The organism is Streptococcus cristatus (genome assembly GCF_003944225.1).
Classification (GTDB): Bacteria; Bacillota; Bacilli; order Lactobacillales; family Streptococcaceae; genus Streptococcus; species Streptococcus cristatus_K.
The window spans coordinates 23,117-42,575 of sequence record NZ_RJPN01000010.1; the positions used below are offsets into that span (position 1 = coordinate 23,117).

The 19,459-nt window shown below is 44.7% G+C and carries 16 protein-coding genes and 1 pseudogene; 2 read left to right on the top strand and 15 right to left on the bottom strand.

Annotated features, from left to right (window positions below):
* Window positions 1-4 precede the first annotated feature (4 nt).
* From D8797_RS08850 to yycF, 8 genes and pseudogenes are all read right to left on the bottom strand, one after another.
* Window positions 5-1,300, bottom strand: coding sequence for a hypothetical protein (locus D8797_RS08850; RefSeq protein ID WP_015605191.1), 1,296 nt, complete (start codon window positions 1,298-1,300; stop codon window positions 5-7).
* Window positions 1,287-1,971: pseudogene (locus D8797_RS08855) on the bottom strand (AI-2E family transporter); the annotation flags it as partial. The pseudogene D8797_RS08855 and the gene D8797_RS08850, both read right to left, overlap by 14 nt.
* 366 nt (window positions 1,972-2,337) lie before the next feature.
* Window positions 2,338-5,874, bottom strand: a complete 3,537-nt coding sequence (gene smc / locus D8797_RS08860) for a chromosome segregation protein SMC (RefSeq protein WP_125380315.1) — start codon at window positions 5,872-5,874, stop codon at window positions 2,338-2,340.
* Window positions 5,874-6,563 carry a ribonuclease III gene (gene rnc / locus D8797_RS08865; protein ID WP_125373728.1) on the bottom strand — a complete coding sequence of 230 codons (690 nt, stop codon included), beginning with the start codon at window positions 6,561-6,563 and terminating at the stop codon, window positions 5,874-5,876. Before rnc ends, smc begins: the two co-directional genes overlap by 1 nt.
* 145 nt (window positions 6,564-6,708) lie before the next feature.
* Window positions 6,709-7,068, bottom strand: a complete 360-nt coding sequence (locus D8797_RS08870) for a YbaN family protein (protein ID WP_125373727.1) — start codon at window positions 7,066-7,068, stop codon at window positions 6,709-6,711.
* A 325-nt stretch (window positions 7,069-7,393) separates the two neighbouring features.
* A complete protein-coding gene (gene walJ / locus D8797_RS08880) occupies window positions 7,394-8,194 on the bottom strand; it encodes an exodeoxyribonuclease WalJ (protein WP_048763295.1) in 801 nt (266 codons plus the stop codon).
* On the bottom strand, window positions 8,187-9,551 hold the full coding sequence (gene vicK / locus D8797_RS08885) for a cell wall metabolism sensor histidine kinase VicK (protein WP_125373726.1): 1,365 nt from the start codon (window positions 9,549-9,551) through the stop codon (window positions 8,187-8,189). Before vicK ends, walJ begins: the two co-directional genes overlap by 8 nt.
* Window positions 9,544-10,245: a response regulator YycF gene (yycF, locus tag D8797_RS08890; RefSeq protein WP_005589489.1), complete on the bottom strand. Its 702-nt coding sequence runs from the start codon at window positions 10,243-10,245 to the stop codon at window positions 9,544-9,546. Before yycF ends, vicK begins: the two co-directional genes overlap by 8 nt.
* 262 nt (window positions 10,246-10,507) lie before the next feature.
* Here yycF and D8797_RS08900 point away from each other — a divergent pair, with 262 nt between their 5' ends.
* Window positions 10,508-11,590, top strand: a complete 1,083-nt coding sequence (locus tag D8797_RS08900) for a M24 family metallopeptidase (RefSeq protein WP_125373724.1) — start codon at window positions 10,508-10,510, stop codon at window positions 11,588-11,590.
* Between the two features lie 51 nt (window positions 11,591-11,641).
* On the opposite strand, the gene D8797_RS08905 is transcribed toward D8797_RS08900, so the two are convergent.
* The 7 genes from D8797_RS08905 to D8797_RS08935 all read right to left on the bottom strand — a co-directional run bounded on the left by D8797_RS08905 (window position 11,642) and on the right by D8797_RS08935 (window position 18,730).
* Complete coding sequence (locus D8797_RS08905; RefSeq protein ID WP_125380317.1) at window positions 11,642-12,148, bottom strand: methylated-DNA--[protein]-cysteine S-methyltransferase; 507 nt, start codon at window positions 12,146-12,148, stop codon at window positions 11,642-11,644.
* Between the two features lie 35 nt (window positions 12,149-12,183).
* Window positions 12,184-13,041: a VOC family protein gene (locus tag D8797_RS08910; RefSeq protein WP_125380319.1), complete on the bottom strand. Its 858-nt coding sequence runs from the start codon at window positions 13,039-13,041 to the stop codon at window positions 12,184-12,186.
* Between the two features lie 56 nt (window positions 13,042-13,097).
* A complete protein-coding gene (locus D8797_RS08915) occupies window positions 13,098-13,727 on the bottom strand; it encodes an NAD(P)-dependent oxidoreductase (protein ID WP_125380321.1) in 630 nt (209 codons plus the stop codon).
* A 124-nt stretch (window positions 13,728-13,851) separates the two neighbouring features.
* Window positions 13,852-14,304 carry an Rrf2 family transcriptional regulator gene (locus D8797_RS08920; protein WP_125380323.1) on the bottom strand — a complete coding sequence of 151 codons (453 nt, stop codon included), beginning with the start codon at window positions 14,302-14,304 and terminating at the stop codon, window positions 13,852-13,854.
* Between the two features lie 56 nt (window positions 14,305-14,360).
* Window positions 14,361-15,209 (bottom strand): metallophosphoesterase family protein, encoded by an 849-nt coding sequence (locus tag D8797_RS08925; RefSeq protein WP_125380325.1) that lies wholly within the window; start codon window positions 15,207-15,209, stop codon window positions 14,361-14,363.
* Window positions 15,210-15,303: 94 nt separating this feature from the next.
* Window positions 15,304-18,027, bottom strand: coding sequence for an FtsX-like permease family protein (locus D8797_RS08930; protein ID WP_125380327.1), 2,724 nt, complete (start codon window positions 18,025-18,027; stop codon window positions 15,304-15,306).
* A 1-nt stretch (window position 18,028) separates the two neighbouring features.
* On the bottom strand, window positions 18,029-18,730 hold the full coding sequence (locus D8797_RS08935; RefSeq protein WP_125380329.1) for an ABC transporter ATP-binding protein: 702 nt from the start codon (window positions 18,728-18,730) through the stop codon (window positions 18,029-18,031).
* Between the two features lie 142 nt (window positions 18,731-18,872).
* Between D8797_RS08935 and D8797_RS08940 the strand changes: the two genes are divergently transcribed.
* On the top strand, window positions 18,873-19,436 hold the full coding sequence (locus D8797_RS08940; RefSeq protein ID WP_125380331.1) for a TetR/AcrR family transcriptional regulator: 564 nt from the start codon (window positions 18,873-18,875) through the stop codon (window positions 19,434-19,436).
* Window positions 19,437-19,459: the final 23 nt, after the last annotated feature.

Below are 19,459 nucleotides of genomic sequence, written 5' to 3' on the forward strand. Positions count from 1 at the left end.
GTTCTTACTGATAGACGCGCTTCGTCACGACTAGACTATGCGGTCTCTCAAACTCCTTATCTAAGTAATCTTGGTACGTTCCTGGTGAAATAAATCCTCGGGCGCTTAAAATATCGGTGCCTGCTGTCCCGACAATCGTATCGGCTAGCAATACACAGTTGGTACTCATCACAAAATACGTCTTGAATTTTGAAGAGGTAAATTTATACAAGAGTGCATCTGCTTCTTGTTTGAGCTTGTAGGCATACATTGGTTCTTCTTTGTCGATTCCAGGATGCTTAGGTTTCACCATTTTCGGTGGATCCCAAGGCACTGTCAGCGACATCAATTTGGCGATTTCCTTATCGATGGCCGCGAGTTGTTCTGGAGACAAGGCAAGACCATATCCCAGTAGGGTCTTATGATTTTCGCGTTTACAAAATTCGATGTATTTTTCACGGTCGGCACTGAAAAGTACCCCGTCCCCCATCGTTCCAAAGAGGCGCTCCGAATTCGTATCGTAGTTTCCGAATGAAATAATGCGGCCCTTATAACACAGGTCGACATGCCCGATGGCTCCAAACCCGTCTTTTGTGACATGAATAAACATCTCTAAGTTTGGTTCTGCATTTTCTTTGGCACGGTCGTAAATTTCTGAAGCCGTTTCGCCTTCTCCAAGTTCCAACGCATCATTAATTTTTTGTAAGGTTACTCGAGGAATCAGTGCAGCAAATACAAGCGGCATCCCACGACGCAAGCGTCTGCGAAGGACTTTCTTTCCAACTTCGGCCTCGAAGAACCAGCCGTCCCGAATATTGCTAATCCCATACCCGATAAAATAGAGCGAAAGGAAGAACATTTGCAAATTGCCGTCGCCCCCAAGAGAAATTAAAGTGGCTACCCCGACAACTGAAAGCCAAATGGTATCAAAGAGCAAGCGAAATCGCGGGCGAATATCATCTTTGACATAAATATAGTATGTCACACCACTAATTCCCGCCTTCATCACTTCATTGAGTCCCATCAAGATGCTTACAATCGCAATCGGCAATGACAGGAAGAATTGATTTCCTGCTAAAAATCCGTAAAGGGAAAATTTCCCTATATTCAGCCATAACGGGTCTTTAGATGCCGCTTTACTAAACCAACGGAATAAGAAATTCCATAGTTCACGGGCCCATAAGAATGTTAAAAACAGACGTAACATCAATTCTGGGAAGCTTGGTCCGAATATAAGGAGCAATATCCCAGCAACAAGGAACGCAATCCCTTCAAAGAGGAGCTTTTTCCCCGTAATCCCTAAGTCGCTAATTTTCTTCATCAATAATACCTCCTACAGCTACCACTGGAGCAGCTTGTTCATGTTTCTCCATCCATTCTTTCACGAGACGGTAAATCACGGCAAAGATTGGTGTGAAGAAAATCATTCCTACTAAACCAAAGAGATTTCCACCGATTAACGTAGTAGCAAGGGTTAGAGCCGTTGGCAACCCTACGGAACTGCCGACAACCCTAGGATAGACGACATTGCCTTCCACTGTTTGAACGACCATAAAGACGACAACCGAAATGAGTGCTTGAATTGGGCTTTCTGTAAAGATGAAGAGCATTACGATTCCGCACGCCATAAACGGCCCGATATTCGGAATGAACGAGAATACTCCGACCAGCACCCCAACAAGTCCTGCATATGGCAACCCTACAAGAGAGTATGCGGCAAAAATCATAACCCCAACAATTCCCGCCTCGATGATTTGACTCATCAAGAAACGGTCATACGTATCCACGATGACTTCCCCGACATAAGAATGTGCTCAATTTTGTCTTTTAGCAACACCACATTGAGAATGCGAAGCGTTAAACGTGCGAGTATTTCCTTACTTACGAGAATATTAATCATGAAGAAAATCCCCATAATCACAGAGAACACATTTGAGAAGAGCCTATAATATTCGTTGTAAATCCGCCAAGGAATGTAATGACAGACGATATACGCTTTTGTATTATCTATAACCTAGTTTATTTCCATCAACATACCTGTGCCTTCAAATTATTTTTTATTTATTATCCTCATTATACCAAGAATTCTCACAATTTACTATAACTCCTACTTTCTATTGACGAAAGAAATGTTATTATGCAGTTATACTGCCTCAAGATGATTGACTTTCGAAACATGCAATTTAACGTTTAACAAATCAAGGGTGTCTCCACAGAATCAAAGTATTTCTGATACCCATTTCCTTCTATCTATAGACAGTAAAAAGCCTTGAAACAACTTATTCAAAGGCTTTCTTAGTATTCTATTGTATCAATTACCTTATTCCGATTTCTGTTGCTACTAATTTTATACTCATACTATAAACTTTCTAAATCTTTTAACTTGACCGACACAATCTTGGAAACTCCTGACTCCTGCATGGTTACTCCATAGATGGAATCTGCCGCAGACATGGTTCCCTTACGGTGGGTCACAACGATAAACTGGCTTTCTTTGTCAAAGCGATTGAGATAATCCCCAAAGCGCTTGACATTGGCCTCATCCAGAGCTGCCTCAACTTCATCCAAGATAACAAACGGAATGGTCTTGACGCGGATGATGGAGAAGAGAAGGGCTAAGGCTGACAGGGCTTTTTCTCCACCACTCATAAGATTGAGAGATTGGATTTTCTTGCCCGGAGGCTGAACCGAAATCTCTACCCCAGCTGTCAGCAGGTCGCCTTCTGTCAAGATCAGGTCAGCTGAACCGCCGCCAAACATCTGGCTAAAGGTCAGCTTGAAGCTTTCACGAATGGCTTCAAAGGTTGTTTGGAAACGTTCCTTGACTTCGTCATTCATCTCTTCAATGGTTTCCAAGAGAAGATTTTTGGCTGAGAGGACATCGTCCCGCTGACTTTTGAGGAAATTCAGTCGGTTGCTGACTTCTTCAAATTGTTCTACTGCTTCCAGATTGACCGGTCCCAAAGCACGAATAGCCTTTTCTAAGTCTTTGACTTGGGCTTCTGCAGCTGCAAGATTTTCCAAAGAACGCGCTCTTTGATCAGCCTCTTCAAAGCTGATCTGGTAATTATCCGTCAGATTAGTCAGCAGACGACGCAAGGCATCTGAAAATTTCTCTTTTTCAGCCTCTGCCTTGGCCTGACGGCGAATCAGACTTTCGTTTTGCTGACGGGCTTGATCTAAGTTCCCTAGAATATCCTCAGACTGGCCCTCTAAGTCGTCCAGCTCAAATTTGAGTCGGATGAGGCTCTGATCCAAGTCTGTCTTTTTCTCTTGGGCAGTCTTAAGCTGCTCTTCCAAGACGGAAATATCCACCTTCTGGCTGACCGCTTCTTCCTTTTGCTCTATCAAAAGCTGCAAAGTAACGACTTCCTTGTCCAGAGCAGCCTTCTCCTCTAGCAAACGCGACAAATCATTCTTCTCAAAGCGCTGGCTAGAAGTCAGCTCCGTGCTCTTCAATTTCAGTTCTGACAAGTTAGCCGATAGCTGATCGAAACGATCCTGAACAGCGTTTTTATTCGACTTGACTTGCTCGATTTCAGCAGTAATGGCTACTTTGGAAGCCTCGATAGCCGACAGCCGCTCTTCCATTTTTTTCTTTTCAGCAAGGCCTGCTGCTTCAGTCTGATTAGCCAAATCTTGCTCCTGGAGTTGCTCCAGCTGGCTGAGTTCCGCAACCCGCTCTGCAATCTGTTCGTAGGCCAACTTGACTCTTTGCTCCGTCAAGCGGGCTTGCTCACCCTCAGACTTGATGGCTTCCAAGGCTTGCTTGGCCTCTGATAGCTGAGACTGCAAGCTTTCGACTTGCTGCTCCTGAGCTTTCAGCTTCTGGGACTGCTGCTCCATTTCTCCAAGCAGGCTGTCCAGTTCAGGCTTGATAAAGATTGTGTTATTATTGCGATTGGCTCCTCCGGCGTAAGAACCGCCTGTGCGCAGTTCCGTTCCGTCCAGCGTTACAATTCTGACTTGGTAACGAACCTGACGGGCAGCCGCACGCGCATGCTCAATCGTATCAAAAATAGCGGTTGTTCCCAGCAGATTTTGGAAAATATTCTCCAAATCTGCCTCATAGGTCACAAGCTCCGAAGCCAAACCTAGGAAGCCCGGGCTGGCCTCAATTCGAGATCGATTTTGCTCGGGGAGTTGACGAGCCTTGATGGTCGTCAGAGGTAGGAAGGTAGCCCGACCAGCCCGATTTTTCTTAAGAAAATCGATGGCTCTGGTCGCTGCCCCTTCGTCCTCAACGATGATATGCTGGCTGCTTGCTCCGAGCGCAATTTCTAAAGCGGTCTGGTAATGAGGATCGAAGCTCAATTTCTCGCTGACTGCCCCGACAATACCACCCAGACGATCAGCTTCCTGCAGGACACTTTTTACACCTGCATAGAAATTACTATGATTTTTAAGAATAGCTTCTAAACTGGCTGCACGGGCTTTTTTATTTTTCAAATCATCCAGCAGGGCAAACATGCTGGTTTGCTCATTTTGATAAGCAGTCGCCAACTTCTCGACCTGCCCCTGCTGCTCCTGATACTGACCTAGCAAGGCTCTGAGGGCAGTCTGAGCTTCTTCTAACTCCGCCTGTCGAGCCGCTTCTTCTTGCCTACCAGCCTTTAAATCAGCCTGTAGTTTGCTAAACTCTGCCTGTTTACTGGCAGCTTGGCTTCGCTCATTCTCCAGTCGATTTTCTAGCGAGGTCAAGTCGTTGGACAAGTCCGCTTCTTCTTGCATGAGCTTGACGTAACGATCCCGCAGATTTTCAATCAGCTGGTCTGGGTCATCTGAAAAGTCCGCCAACTCTGCTTCCAACTGGCTCATGGCCTCTTGATTTTCAGTCAACTGGACTGCTAAATCAGCTAGATGAGCTTCCTTGGAGGAAATATCAGCCGTCAACTGCTGGCTTTTTTCTTTCAGTCCAGCCAAGCGTTCTTCATTTTCCAAACGGCTGCTAGCTGCCTGACTCGATTCCAACTTGGCTAGGTCTATCTGGCGCTCCAAATCACTGATTAAACGAGTCAGTTCCAAAAGACTGGCCTGATCGTCAGACAGTTTTTGATTCACTTCCTGACGTTTGACCTTGATTTCTTGGTTTTCACGTTCCAATTCATCCCGTTTCGTATAATAGGCCGCCAGCTCCTGCTTGATCGCTTCCAAATCAGCTTCTGCCGCCGTCAAATCACTTTTATTCGCCTTGATTTGAGCCACCAAGACATCCAGATAAAGCTCCTGACGCTCTTGATCCAGTTCTAAAAAGCGCTTGGCCGTCTCAGCCTGCTTTTCCAGTGGCTTGACTTGACTATCCAGCTCGTAGATAATATCTTCCAAGCGATCCAGATTGTCTTTTGTCTGCGCTAGCTTGCTTTCTGTTTCCTTGCGACGGGTCTTATATTTGAGCACTCCAGCAGCTTCTTCAAAGATAGCCCGACGCTCTTCTGGTTTGCTGTTAAAGATTTCCTCTACCTTCCCTTGGGAAATGATGGAGAAAGAATCCCGTCCTAGCCCTGTGTCCATGAAAAGGTCATGGACATCGCGCAGACGGACCTTTTTGCCGTCAATCTTGTACTCGCTATCACCACTGCGATAGATATGGCGCTCGACACGAATTTCCTTGCCTGCTTGCTTGATAAACTGGTCCTGATTATCCAAAACCACAACGACCGAAGCATAGTTGAGTGGCTTGCGGTTCTCCGTCCCTGCAAAAATGACATCGGGCATCTTACCGCCCCGCAGACTCTTGACGCTCGACTCACCCAGAGCCCAGCGCAGGCTCTCTGTAATGTTGGACTTGCCTGAGCCATTGGGACCAACAACAGCAGTCACCCCTTGGTCAAAAACCACCTTGGTCTTGTCTGCAAATGACTTGAAGCCCTGAATTTCAATTTCCTTTAAAAACATTAGTGACTTTCCTTTTCAAATGCATCCTTGGCAGCTTCCTGCTCAGCCAGTTTCTTAGAACGGCCTTGTCCCTGACCTGCTTTCTGACCATTAATCAATACAGCCACAGCAAAATTCTTAGCATGGGCTGGCCCTGTCTCATCTGTAACCTGATAGACAATCTCCACATCGCCATTAACCTGCAGAAGTTCCTGCAGCTTGGTCTTATAGTCAGTCACCTGCTCAAAGTCTCCTGCTTCCACCTTGGGAATCATGACTTGATAAATAAAGTCCTTAACAGTCTCCACATCCTTATCCAAAAGAAGGGCACCCAAAAAGGCCTCAAATAAGTCACCCAGAATGGTATCGCGATTGCGGCCTCCGGACTTTTCCTCACCGCGACCCAGCTTGATAAACTGATCAAACTGACAGTCCCGTGCAAAGCCAGCTAAACTCTCCTCCCGAACAATCATAGAGCGTAGTTTTGACAAATCTCCTTCTGGTTTTTTGGGGTATTTTTTATATAAATACTCAGAAATAATCAGCTGCAGAACAGCGTCTCCTAAAAATTCCAGGCGTTCATTGTGTGAAATTTTTAAGAGGCGGTGCTCATTGGCATAGCTGGTGTGAGTAAAAGCGGTCTCTAGCAGACTGCTGTCTTCAAACACCAGTCCAAACTGCTCCAGCAGTGCATCTTTTAAATGTTCCATAGTTTCTTTTTCATGCTAGGCCAAGGCAGAGCATGAGTCCAATCCGTCCTTTCTAAAATGATGTTCTTTGTGAACTATCTACCATTATACCAAAAAACAAGTGTCAACGCACTTGTTTACTTGTCTTCTTAGCGTAATTCCCGGTCTATTCCTTATCTGGGATGACCTTGAAAAGGTAATAAGTAATAAAGATTGTCAGGGCGAACAAGAAAATTTTCACCCAAATAATGGGCGCGAAAGTAATAGAAATTCCCATCAAGATATAGATGGACACGATAATCTTTTTCTTGCGCTCTTTGGCAATCGAGCCAGTCTCCCGAAAATCTGCGACATAGATTTGATACATTTTGGTGTGATAAAGCCAATTCTCAATCCGCTTGGAGCTACGCGAAAAGCAAGCAATAGACAAAAGCAAAAATGGGGTCGTAGGAAGAAGGGGCAGAAAAATCCCCAGCACTCCTAAGGCCAAAGATAGACAGGCAATCACAAAATAAATCAAGCGCATTTGGTTTCCTCACGTAGATTTTCATAGTCGTTCTTCATTTCAATTCTTTAGCTTCCTTTCTAGTATAAAAAACAAGCTAAAAAATATAAAACTAGTTTCCCATAAATAATAATTCTTGTCAATCCTAAAAAAGAGGTTGGGACAAAAGTCCTAGCCCCTCAATTGTCTTTGGATTGTCGAGCAAGACGCAGTGGTTGAGTGGGTTCTACTACGCTGATTTCATCAGCTTTTACAGCCCTATTCAACTGTGCGGAGGTGGGACGACGAAATCGAATTCTAACGAATTACCGATTTCCGTCCCACTCTCTTTCTGAGCGACTGATGATTAGATATTTACCAAAGGCGTTGCAGTGTCAGGAGAAGTATCAAAGACTTGGAAATCATGACCCACTGGCAAGTCAGCTTGAGCCAGTTGATTGACCATAGTCATATGAGCCAGCTCCTTGATATTATTTTCCTTGCTCAAATGCCCCAGATAAATGCGCTTGGTGCGATTGCCAAGTGTGCGAATCATGGTCTCTGCACCGTCTTCGTTGGATAAATGCCCCAAGTCAGACAGGATGCGCTGTTTCAGACTCCACGGATAAGCACCGCTCCGGAGAATCTCGATATCATGATTGCTCTCGATCAAATAAGCATCTGCATTCTCAATCACTCCAGCCATGCGGTCGCTAACATAGCCCGTATCCGTCAGCATGACAAAGCTCTTGTCATCCTTCATAAAGCGGTAAAACTGAGGAGCAGCCGCATCATGGCTCACTCCAAAACTTTCGATATCGAGGTCACCGAAGGTCTTCATCTTACCCATTTCAAAGATATGCTTCTGACTGGCATCCAGCTTGCCCAAGTCCTTTTCCATCGCTCGCCAGGTTGCTTCGTTGGCATAAATATCTAGATTGTACTTACGCGCCAAAACTCCTACACCATGTATGTGATCCTTGTGCTCATGGGTGACCAAAATAGCATCTAAATCTTCTGGTTTGCGATCAATTTCACTCAAAAGGCTGGTAATTTTTTTCCCTGATAGACCAGCATCGACAAGTAGGCGTTTTTGGTCTGTTTCCAGATAAAAGCAATTACCACTCGAGCCTGATGCTAGAATACTATATTGAAATCCCTTAGTCATGTTCACTTTCTACATTCTCTTCATTTTCCCAGTCATCTACACGGACAGCATCGTTATCATATGGAAGGACGATAGTAAAGGTAGAGCCCTTTCCGTACTCACTTTTGGCCCAGATAAAGCCATGATGCTGCTTGATAATTTCTTTAGCAATAGCCAGACCCAAGCCCGTTCCTCCCTGGGCTCGACTGCGGGCCTTATCCACCCGATAGAAACGATCAAAAATCTTTGGCAGATCCTGCTTGGGAATGCCCAAACCTTCATCCGAAATTGAAAGAATCAACTGAACATCTGTTGTCCTCACAGAAACCGTAATCGTCCCACCATCAGGTGAATACTTGATGGCATTGTTCATGATATTATCAATAACCTGAGTCATCTTATCCGTATCAATCTCTACCCAAATCGGCGTAATTGAATAATCCCTGATAATCTCATATTTTTTGGTCTCATCCTGATTTTTTATCTTATCAAAACGGTTGAGGATATAGGTGATAAAGGCCGTAAAATTGGTCAGCTCAACGTCCAGATGGCTGGTATTATTATCAATCCGCGATAAGCTAAGCAAGTCCGTCACCATCCGCATCATCCGATTTGTCTCAGTTAGTGAGACTTTGACAAATTCCGGTGCAACAGGCTCTGACAGAGCGCCATCGTCTAAAGCCTCCAGATAGGATTTTACACTGGTTAGAGGCGTCCGCAATTCATGGCTAACATTGGAAACGAAAAGCCGACGCTCCCGTTCTTCCTTGTCTTGCTCCGTTGTATCGTGCAACACTGCTACCAACCCTGATATAAAACCTGACTCCCGTCTGATCAAGGCAAATCGAACCCGCAAGCTTACGTATTCGCCGTTTTCGTCTTGAGAATCAATGGTCAATTCTGGAACATTGGTAATCAATTCGCGTAGATCGTACTCATCGGCAATATCCAGCAAATCTAAAATACTGGTATTAAGCACATCATCACGTTTGACCCCCAATTGCTTGGTTGCCATATCATTGATGGTAATAATCTGCCCTCGACGATTGGTCGCAAGCACACCATCCGTCATATAAGACAAGATGCTGGATAGACGCTTGGTCTCTTGCTCCAAATTTTCATGCGTCAGGCGAATCACTTCAGAAAGATCATTAATGGAATTGGTCATGTCCGTGATTTCAGGACTGCCCTGCATATCTAAAACTTCTGAATAATCTCCTGCAATCAATCCCTTGATCTTTTGATTTAACTGCACCAGCTTTTGAGTATCTCGTCGATTTTCCAGCAGCAAAAGAGCCACAACGATGATAAATCCGACAACAATCAGTGAAAAGACAAAGTCAGGAGAAAGCACAAATTCTTTTAGCGTTTCAATCATTATTTCTTATGTAATAACCGACACCGCGGCGAGTCAAGATGTACTCTGGACGGCTTGGAGTATCTTCGATTTTTTCGCGCAGACGACGAATGGTCACATCGACTGTCCGCACATCTCCAAAGTAATCATAGCCCCAGACGGTTTCCAGCAAGTGCTCACGCGTCATAACCTGACCAACATGAGTAGCCAAATGGTGCAAGAGTTCAAATTCACGATGGGTCAATTCCAATTCTTTCCCATGTTTTTTCACCACAAAAGCATCTGGAAGAATCTGCAAATCCCCAATAAACAATTCCTTTGGACTGCTCTCGTCCACATGACTATCTGGGATTAATTCAGAACGGCGCAACAAGGCCTTGACCCGAGCCAGTAATTCACGATTTGAAAAGGGCTTGGTCACATAGTCATCGGCACCGATTTCCAGACCGATTACCTTATCAAATTCGCTATCTTTGGCCGAAAGTACAATAATCGGCACATTGCTGGTCTTGCGGATGGTCCGAGCAACATCCAGTCCATCCACTTCTGGCAACATCAAATCCAGAATTAAGATATCCGGCTGCTCTGCTTCAAACATTTCTAGAGCTTCTTTACCATCAAAGGCTGTCAGTACTTCATAGCCTTCCTTAGCCATGTTAAACTTTATAATGTCCGAGATTGGCTTCTCGTCATCTACAACTAATATTTTTTTCATTTTTTACCTTCATATCTATACGATTTTTAAGCTTAGACATCTATTGTTTTTGTACTTGTCCTACTGCTCCATAAGCACTATTATATCAAATTTTCCTTAAAAAATACTATTTTCGCACACTATATTCCAACATTCTTGTAAAAATTTTACCCTATCTTTCTTTCTCCCAAAAATCTCAATCAAGGATGAGGAATCCTCACTAAAATCCTTGATTTTTTTCACTTTTTCTGCAAAAATAGAGGCATAGAAAGAAGGTTGAACTATGACAAAAATCAATCAAATCATCACTTATCTTGAAAATGAAAAGCAGGATGTAGCTGTAATCTCCGATCCTGTAACCATTCATTACCTAACAGGCTTTTACAGCGATCCACATGAACGCCAGATGTTCCTATTCGTCTACACTGACCATGAGCCACTTCTTTTCGTACCAGCACTGGAAGTTGAGCGTGCTTCTTCTACCGTAGACTTTCAGGTTGTGGGCTATGTCGATTCTGAAAATCCTTGGGAAAAAATCAAGGCTTCCCTACCATCTCACACCTTCAAACAAGTAGCGGTCGAGTTTGACAATCTGATTTTAACCAAGTACCACGGCCTGCGTACCGTTTTTGATGGGGCTGAATTTGTCAATTTGACTCCTTACATCAACCGCTTGCGCTTGATCAAGTCAGCCGATGAAATCCAGAAAATGCTAGTAGCCGGCAAGTATGCTGACAAGGCTGTCAACATCGGTTTTGACAATATTTCACTAGAAAATACTGAAACAGACATCATCGCTCAAATCGACTTCGCCATCAAGCGAGAAGGCTACGAAATGAGCTTTGAAACTATGGTTCTGACAGGCAATAACGCAGCCAATCCGCACGGCATTCCCGGAGCCAATAAGATCGAAAACAATGCCCTTCTTCTCTTTGACCTTGGCTGCATGGTCAATGGCTATGCCAGCGATATGACACGGACCGTTGCTGTCGGCCAGCCAGATCAGTTCAAAAAAGATATCTACTATCTGACATTGGAAGCCCAGCAAGCAGCGCTTGATTTTATCAAACCAGGCGTCACAGCTCATGAAGTAGACCGCGCCGCCCGTGAAGTCATCGAAAAAGCTGGTTATGGCGAATACTTTAACCACCGCCTTGGACACGGTATCGGTATGGATGTCCACGAATTTCCATCCATCATGGAGGGCAACGACATGGTCATCGAAGAAGGCATGTGCTTCTCTGTTGAGCCTGGCATCTACATCCCTGGCAAGGTCGGTGTCCGTATCGAAGACTGCGGCCATGTCACTAAGAATGGTTTTGAAATCTTCACCGAGACTAGCAAGGACTTGTTGTATTTTGAATAGAATAACAGAAAAGCACCGTTCGGTGCTTTTTTAGCTTATCAATAGTTTTATTTATCCTGTTGTCTTCTCCCCAGCCTCCAACTCCAGTAAGAAGGCTTTTTTATCAAGGCCACCGGCATAACCGGTTAATTTGCCGTCGCTTCCAACAATCCGATGACAGGGAATCAGAAGGGAAATGGGGTTATGACCAATGGCGCCACCAACCGCTCTAGCAGAGCCAATTTTTCCATACTCAGCCTGCAATTCCCGCAAAATATCTGAATAGGTAGCCGTTTGTCCATAGGGAATCTTCTGCAGTACTGTCAGAACCTTGCTTCTGAACTCCGTCACTTGAGGTGCCAATGGAATTTCATCTATTGCGGGATTTTCTCCCTTAAAATAAGCGTCCAACCAAGCAGCAACACGCTGGCTAACTTCTGTCTCCTCCTCCTGCACTTGCTCCAAATCATAGCCTGCCCCAAAATATTTCTGGTCCTCAAGCCAAAGTCCCAGCAAGGCATGTGCGTCTGTCAAGATGAGAATCCGGCCAATCGGTGATGCATAATAAGTCTTGTACATATTTTTTCTTTCTTTTAACTTCTTGATATGCCTTATTATACCACTCTTGTCTTAACTTTTGCCACAATCCCATCTGGGTCTGTAACTTCTAGCTCTTGGGAGCTAATCCATCGGACTGGCGCCTGCAAGTCCAGAGCATTTTCATAAATAGCTACTAGGTCTTCTTTTCCTTCTACTTGCGCCTCAAAATAGGTCAATCCCTGTTGTTGCGGTTGGCGATGATTCAAGCGAGAACCTCCCCATTCATTAACCGCTAAATGATGATGATAGTTTCCGGAGGCCAGCCAGCTAGCAGAAGGTACAGAAAATTTGTCCTCCAAGCCTAGAAGCTTTTGGTAAAAATGACTGGCTGCTCTGCTATTTTTCACAGATAGGTGGACATGGCCCATACGAGTGCCTGCAGCAATACTAAACGGTTGGACTTCCTGACCTAATTCATAGATTTCTTGAGCCGCAAGTGCTTCCGTCACTCCGATAATGCGGCCGTCTTCTCGAATATCCCAATCCTCCTGAGGCTTGTCCCGATAAAGCTCAATGCCATTGCCTTCTGGGTCCTCCAGATAAATGGCTTCACTATAACCGTGGTCCGCCCCTCCAACCATAGGAACTTTATTTTCGGATAAATGCTTCAGGATATCCGCTAAGGCTTGACGGCTTGGAAGCAAGATTGCCAGATGATAAAGACCGTAAGCCGACTTAACGGACTGTCGGTCGCTAGTCTCTAAAAGTCTCACTAACGCTTGTCCATCCCTGCCCAAAGCCACCTGTCCGTCCTGCTCTTCCAAAAGCTCCAGCCCTAAAACACGCTGATAAAAGTCCTTTTGTCTTGCTAAATCGGCAACATAAAGTGCCACCTCTCCTAGATAAATCTTGCTTTGATATTCAAAAGTCATGTACTTTCTCCTCTCTTTAATTTAAAATTTCAGCAGCGCTCCTGCCAAATCTTTTTTCATTTTCCCAGAACAGAAATACGTTTCTTGATGTGGCTGCCCTTTTCAATCTCATCCAGCATAGCCACAGCATAATCTGCATAGCCAATTCGACTTTGACCGGCTTCATTGACAGTAAAGACTTCGCCAGCTAAGATATAATCGCCCGTCTTAGCACCATCTGCATCAAAATCTGCTGCGGGACTGATGTAAGTCCATAGAACATTATCAAACTGACGCAAATGAGCCAGCCCTTCCGCCATAGCTTTAGCCAAAGGCTTGTAATCCGCTGGAAAATCTGGTGTATCTGACAGCTGGATGGTCATTTCTAGATCCATATAGAGGCTGCCTGCGCCACCGACAACCAACAATCGAGTCTTTGTATCTGCCAAAAGCATTGCTAGATGTTCTAAGGAACTTGTATGTTGGGGCAGGTTATCTGGTGCAAAAGCTCCAAAAGCTGATACGACTACATCAAACTCAAGCAAGTCTTTCTTAGTCAAGTCAAACAAATCTTTAATCAATTCATGCTGGGCCTCACTTTTATTAGATGACCGAACGATGGCCGTTACATCATGCCCCCGTTTAACTGCTTCATTCACGATGAGGCTGCCAGCTTTTCCATTTGCTCCAATTACTGCGATTTTCATAGTCTTATCCTCCGATAGTTAATTTTATATTGTAATTGTTTTTATTATATCTATTAGTATAACACGTCTCAATGTAACGTCAATGATTACATCTCAGAAAATTTTAAGTAAAAAAACAATCTGCTCACCAGGAAACAGATTGTTCTTTAATTTCTTTTTCGGTTGCTGCGACGACCTCGTCGAGGCTGGTCTGAGCCAATTCAGCTTCCATGGCTGCCTGAATAGCCGCCAAGCGGTCATCTAAGACATTGTGAATGTTCTTGCCGATAGGACAGTCTGGATTGGGCTTATCATGAAAACTAAAGAGCTGGCCGCTCTTGCCCAGACACTCAACTGCGCTATAGACGTCCAAAAGGCTAATGTCTTTCAAATCTTTGGCAATCTCTGCTCCTCCAGTCCCACGAGCAACGGTAATCATCCCGGCATTCTTGAGCTGGGACAGGGTCTTGCGGATAATAACTGGATTGACTCCGACACTGCCAGCAAGGATATCACTTGTCAGTTTTTGTTTTTTTCCCTCCAAAGCCAGGACAATCAACATATGGGTGGCAATGGTAAAACGGCTAGAAATCTGCATTTTTTCTCCTCCCTCATCATCTTCTCTTACTATTATATATCAAAAATGGTGTAACTTCAAGAGTTACGACCAGACTTTAAGAAAGCTGCAATCTCATCTGCATAGCCTTCCCGCTCACTGATTTCTCGCAGCAGGTCGTGATTGTGGGTATGGTGGATACCATTGACCAAACTTTCTCGATAAATCTCATAGTAAGGCAAGTGGAGCTCCCGAGCCAATCGTAGTTCCTGCTCCACATCGTAGGCCACGCGCCGAAGGTCGACATCAGCCAGACCCGTCGCATCTATCTCTAAAATGGCATACTGGGCTCGCAAGTCCTGACGCAAAGCTGAATCTAGAAAGAACGGCTGACCAATAGAGCCGGGATTGATGATCAACTGTCCCTGAGTCCCGTAACGGAGAAACTGCTGGTGAATATGCCCATAAACAGCGATAGCGCAGTCATTCCCCTCAAAAAGTCGATCGAAATCGCTCTGCTCGCCAATATGAATCAGCTCCCGCCCCCAATTCTTATCTGGCAGATGGTGGCTGACCGCAATCTTCAATCCCTCTACTTCTGTCAAGATCTGCAGAGGAAGTTCCTGCATGCGGTCAATCTCTTCTGGACGGATTTCCTCTAGGACAAAATGACAGAGCCGGGTCAGATAGAGATGGCTAGGACGATCCAAATCCAGTTTTTGATGCAAGGCATGCCAGAGGCTGTCTTCCCAATTTCCTCTGACCTGGAGGCTGATGGACAGCTGCTCCATCCTATCCAAGATATTTCTGCGACCGGTTCCTGGCAGGAGCAAGTCTCCCAAAAACCAATAGTCTGTCACCTGCTGGCTTTCCGCATCCGCCAGTACTGCTTCCAAGGCTGTGCTATTCCCATGCACATCGGATAATAAGGCAATTTTTCGTGTCATCGTATATCTTTCTCTTTCTTTACAAGGAATATTATATCAAAGTTCAAAAAAACTTCCACCCATCAAGTGAGTGAAAGTTTTAAAATGTTTTTTATCAATCAACAGACTTGAGTGCTTCCAGCATATCCACCCTTCTGAGGCGGTAGTTGACAAAGAAGCCAAGCAAGGTCAGAATAAGAGTCACCGCTGTTAGAGGAAACAGATAGACGGAGGGACTTACTTGAGGGTTTAAGCTGATAATACTAGGCGCAACCTTCTCAATCAAAAAACGATGCAGGAAGAAACCGCCTAGAAGCCCAACTGCCATCCCAATCACTGAAAGAATAATGGTCTCTCGATAGATATAGAGGGTCACTTCCTTATTATGGAAGCCCAAAACCTTGATGGTGGACAGCTCGCGAATCCGCTCGGCCACATTGATATTTGTCAGATTATAGAGAATGACGACTGCTAAAAGAATGGAAATCAGTACCAAAACCAGCATCGTATTATTAAGAGAATTAGCTAGGACGTTGAACTGCTTCACCATGCTTGCATTTTGGGAGACACTCTTGACAGACTTGAGGCTCATAAATTCATTGGCCTTGTCCACAATATTCTTACTAGAAGGGTTCTTGAGTCGCACTAGATAAGCGTTTTTCTCGGGCTTTTTGCCGTAAATCTTCTGGTAGTCAGTCGCCTTCATAAAGGCAAAATGGCCAAAATGATTCTCATTGACTGCTGCGAGCTTGACGGACTTGCCACCCAGCTCTATACTACCACCGGGGCTAACTCCAGCTATACGTGCCAATTTATCCGAAACAACTATACCGTCCTTGAGAGTCAGCTTTTGCTGGTTGTCAGGACTTTCCAGCGAAATAAAAGGTTCAAAATTTTCCTTGTCCGTAACCATCAAAGTGACTGACTCTGTTTCTTTTTTCCCTTTGTATTTTTCTGTTAGGGTTTCACTGTGTATTTCCTGATAGGTAGCAATCGAGTCATCTGCCAACATCTTTTTCAGATCATCTTGTTCGGCTTGATTCTCCCCAGGATTGACAGCAACAATCAAGTCGTATCGCAGAATCTCCTCAAACTGACGTTTTGGAATACCACCAATAGAAGATTGGAGTCCTAGACCGGCAAAGAGCAGGGCAACAGAACCCGCCACACCAAAGATGGTCATAAACATCCGCTGCTTATAGCGACAGATATTTCGAGCTGTGACTTTCTGAGTAAAGCTAAGACGTCGCCAGATAAAGGACAGTCTTTCCAAGAAAATCTTGGAGCCCTTGACTGGTGGCTTTGGCAAAAGCAAGTGAGCTGCTTCCTCTATCAGCTCCCTTCTTGCCACCAAATAGGCAGGGAGAACGCTGGAAAGAAGGGAAAGCCCAAGGGCCAGTAAACTATAGGAAACATAAAAATATGCATGAGGGGCAGAAAGTACCATTCCTCTAGTAATAATAGAAGAAATCACCCCCGACAAGAAATAATGTCCCAGCAGAATCCCTATGAAAGTACCTAGACTCCCCGCCACCAAACCGTAAAGAGCAAACTTGAGAATGATATCTCGGCTATGATAGCCTAGAGCCTTGAAGACGCCTGCATTTGTTCGCTCCTCATCGACAAAGCGAGTCATGGTGGTAAAGGTCACTATAGCTGCCACCAAATAGAGCACCACTGGGAAAATATTACCAATCAACGCAATACTATTCATGGAGTTTTTATACATATGATAGCCATTCCCACCTGGCAGAGACTTGCGGTCATAGCTATGATAGGCCGGCTCTTTCAAACGACTCAGGTTTGCCTTAGCATCAGCTAGCTTGTCCTTGCTAGCTGATAAGTCTTTCTCTGCCTTTGCTAGCTCTGTTTTTTTCTGATTGAGCTGGGATTCAGCTTCCTGAATCTGCTGCTGGCTATGGCTGAGCTGTACAGGAGGGAGGATAGAAGCAGCTTGGACTGCTGCTAGCTGACTTTTTTGCTGGTCCAGCCGACTCTGAGCTTGCTCTAACTGTTTTTTCCCTTGGGTCAGCTCATTCTCAGCCTGACCAATCTTATCTTCACCCTCTTGAATCGTGCTTTTAACATCTGCCTCTAATCGCTTAAACCGGGCCACTCCGTTATCTTCCAGGCTCTTATCCAAAGCAGTCTGGTGCTGCTCCAAACGCTCCTGATAGCTTTCAGAGAAGGGAGCCAGCTTTTCTAAATCATGATAGCGCAGGCGGGCAATACTGTAAACATCTGTATCAAAGGCCTTAGGGCTGACTACAGCATAGGCTGATAAAGCCCCGCTACCACTATTCGCATTGCCCAGATTTCTATCAGACCAGAGCTCTGCTGAGTTGACAAATCCCACAATCTTATAGGTCTTGTTTTTCAGAACTGACCGGCTGCCGGCTTTTTCGGTCAGATCAATCTCCTGGCCAATTTTATATTTCTTAGACCAAAAGCTAGCTAGGGCAATTTCTTGCTCTTTCTTAGGAAGACGACCGGAGGTCACTTGAAAGTTTGAAATATCCTTGGTATCTGAGAATACTCGGAGGGCCTCCTCGTCCACGGTGACATCTGTCAGATAGCCAAACTCGACATCAGCTCCCTTGATAGCTTCCAGCTCTTTCTGATCCGCCTTATCCAAACCATAGTCCGCCATAACAGCCAAGTCCATGGTTCGCTGCTCTTTCAAGTAATCTGTTGCTGTTCTGCGCATATTGGGTGGAGCGACCTTGAGCCCCACGAGAGCTAGAGAACCCAGCATCATGAGGATTAAAATAGATAGGAAACGTCCTTTAGAGCTAGTGAAGGAGCGCAGAATATCTTTCCAATAAATCTTTCTCTTCATATCAATACTCCAATGTACTTATATCCTGTGGCTCTTCATTGACTGTAATACTTTTGACTCTCGCGTCGTGCATACGGATGACCCGGTCAGCAATGGGAGCCAAGGCAGCATTGTGGGTCACGATAATCACTGTCGCTCCTTGATTGCGGGACATATCCTGTAAGATTTGCAGCACTTGCTTGCCAGTATTGTAGTCCAAAGCTCCTGTCGGCTCATCGCAGAGCAAAATCTTGGGATTCTTAGCCACAGCCCGAGCGATAGACACCCGCTGCTGCTCCCCTCCTGATAGCTGGGCTGGAAAATTATTGAGGCGATTTTTCATACCAACCGCAGTTAAAACGGCAACAGGATCTTGAGCATCTTTGACGATTTCAGAAGCCAATTCGACATTTTCCTTGGCCGTCAGGTTGGGCACCAAATTGTAAAACTGAAAGACGAAGCCCACATCATTGCGGCGATAGTCCGTCAGCTGGTGGGAATTGTAGTCAGCAATATTCTGACCGTCTATCAGGATATTTCCCTCATCATTGGTATCCATCCCTCCGAGGATATTGAGCACCGTAGACTTACCAGCACCAGAAGCGCCTAGGATAATGACCAGTTCCCCCTTTTCAATCTCAAAAGAAATATCATTGTTAGCGACAATTTCTGTGTCACCTACCTGATAACGTTTAAAGCTATGTTTCATTTCAATATAAGCCATGTCGCTTCTCTCCTTTTCAAATCCCATTCCCTTAAATCGACAAGGTGTTGATTCTAAATCACAGATATTATATAATGAGCTTAGATAAAAAGCAATAATCAAAAATCAACAAAGTGTTGATTTAAGCAAAAAGGAAGAAAAAATGGTCCAGAAACGAAAAACTAGTACCAAGGAAGACATCAAAGAAGCCTTGATTCAGCTACTATCTGAGGAAAGGTTCGATACTATATCCATCAGCAAACTCTGCAAACGGGCAGGGATTAATCGCGGCACCTTCTACCTCCACTACCAAGATAAGTATCAGATGATTGATAGCCTCAAAAGCGACATCATTTCTCAACTTTATAGTTATAGTTTGTTTAAAGAAGAAGGCGAATATTCCAAACGGTTCATGATAGCCAAATTTCATATACTCCGTGCTAATGAACGTCTGATCAATGCCCTGACCAGAAGCCATTATATTGACTTTCGTGGAGCTATTCGTGAATTCATAACCAGTATCATTCTGAGTGATGATCAAAAGGCTGCTACCCAGCGTTTTTTAGAGGAGAACTTTCAGATCCCACAGAAATACGCCTTGGAAATCTTCCTATCCAGTGTTGAGGGAATTGTTTCTCTTTGGATAGCCGGCGGAGCTCAGGAAGAACCCGAAGAAATTACGCAAATGATCCTAGCTACCTACAATTATGATTATTGGAAGTCATAACCAGCACTCCACTTTTATAGATG

Bases quoted from the DNA above. Each gene is read 5' to 3' on its own strand.
- D8797_RS08900 (WP_125373724.1), top strand. From the start codon at position 10,508: ATGACAAAAATCAATCAAATCATCACTTATCTTGAAAATGAAAAGCAG.
- yycF (WP_005589489.1), bottom strand. From the start codon at position 10,245: ATGAAAAAAATATTAGTTGTAGATGACGAGAAGCCAATCTCGGACATT.
- D8797_RS08870 (WP_125373727.1), bottom strand. From the start codon at position 7,068: ATGCGCTTGATTTATTTTGTGATTGCCTGTCTATCTTTGGCCTTAGGA.
- D8797_RS08925 (WP_125380325.1), bottom strand. From the start codon at position 15,209: ATGACACGAAAAATTGCCTTATTATCCGATGTGCATGGGAATAGCACA.
- D8797_RS08905 (WP_125380317.1), bottom strand. From the start codon at position 12,148: ATGTACAAGACTTATTATGCATCACCGATTGGCCGGATTCTCATCTTG.
- vicK (WP_125373726.1), bottom strand. From the start codon at position 9,551: ATGATTGAAACGCTAAAAGAATTTGTGCTTTCTCCTGACTTTGTCTTT.
- D8797_RS08935 (WP_125380329.1), bottom strand. From the start codon at position 18,730: ATGGCTTATATTGAAATGAAACATAGCTTTAAACGTTATCAGGTAGGT.
- D8797_RS08915 (WP_125380321.1), bottom strand. From the start codon at position 13,727: ATGAAAATCGCAGTAATTGGAGCAAATGGAAAAGCTGGCAGCCTCATC.
- D8797_RS08910 (WP_125380319.1), bottom strand. From the start codon at position 13,041: ATGACTTTTGAATATCAAAGCAAGATTTATCTAGGAGAGGTGGCACTT.
- smc (WP_125380315.1), bottom strand. From the start codon at position 5,874: ATGTTTTTAAAGGAAATTGAAATTCAGGGCTTCAAGTCATTTGCAGAC.
- walJ (WP_048763295.1), bottom strand. From the start codon at position 8,194: ATGACTAAGGGATTTCAATATAGTATTCTAGCATCAGGCTCGAGTGGT.
- D8797_RS08930 (WP_125380327.1), bottom strand. From the start codon at position 18,027: ATGAAGAGAAAGATTTATTGGAAAGATATTCTGCGCTCCTTCACTAGC.
- D8797_RS08920 (WP_125380323.1), bottom strand. From the start codon at position 14,304: ATGCAGATTTCTAGCCGTTTTACCATTGCCACCCATATGTTGATTGTC.
- rnc (WP_125373728.1), bottom strand. From the start codon at position 6,563: ATGGAACATTTAAAAGATGCACTGCTGGAGCAGTTTGGACTGGTGTTT.
- D8797_RS08940 (WP_125380331.1), top strand. From the start codon at position 18,873: ATGGTCCAGAAACGAAAAACTAGTACCAAGGAAGACATCAAAGAAGCC.
- D8797_RS08850 (WP_015605191.1), bottom strand. From the start codon at position 1,300: ATGAAGAAAATTAGCGACTTAGGGATTACGGGGAAAAAGCTCCTCTTT.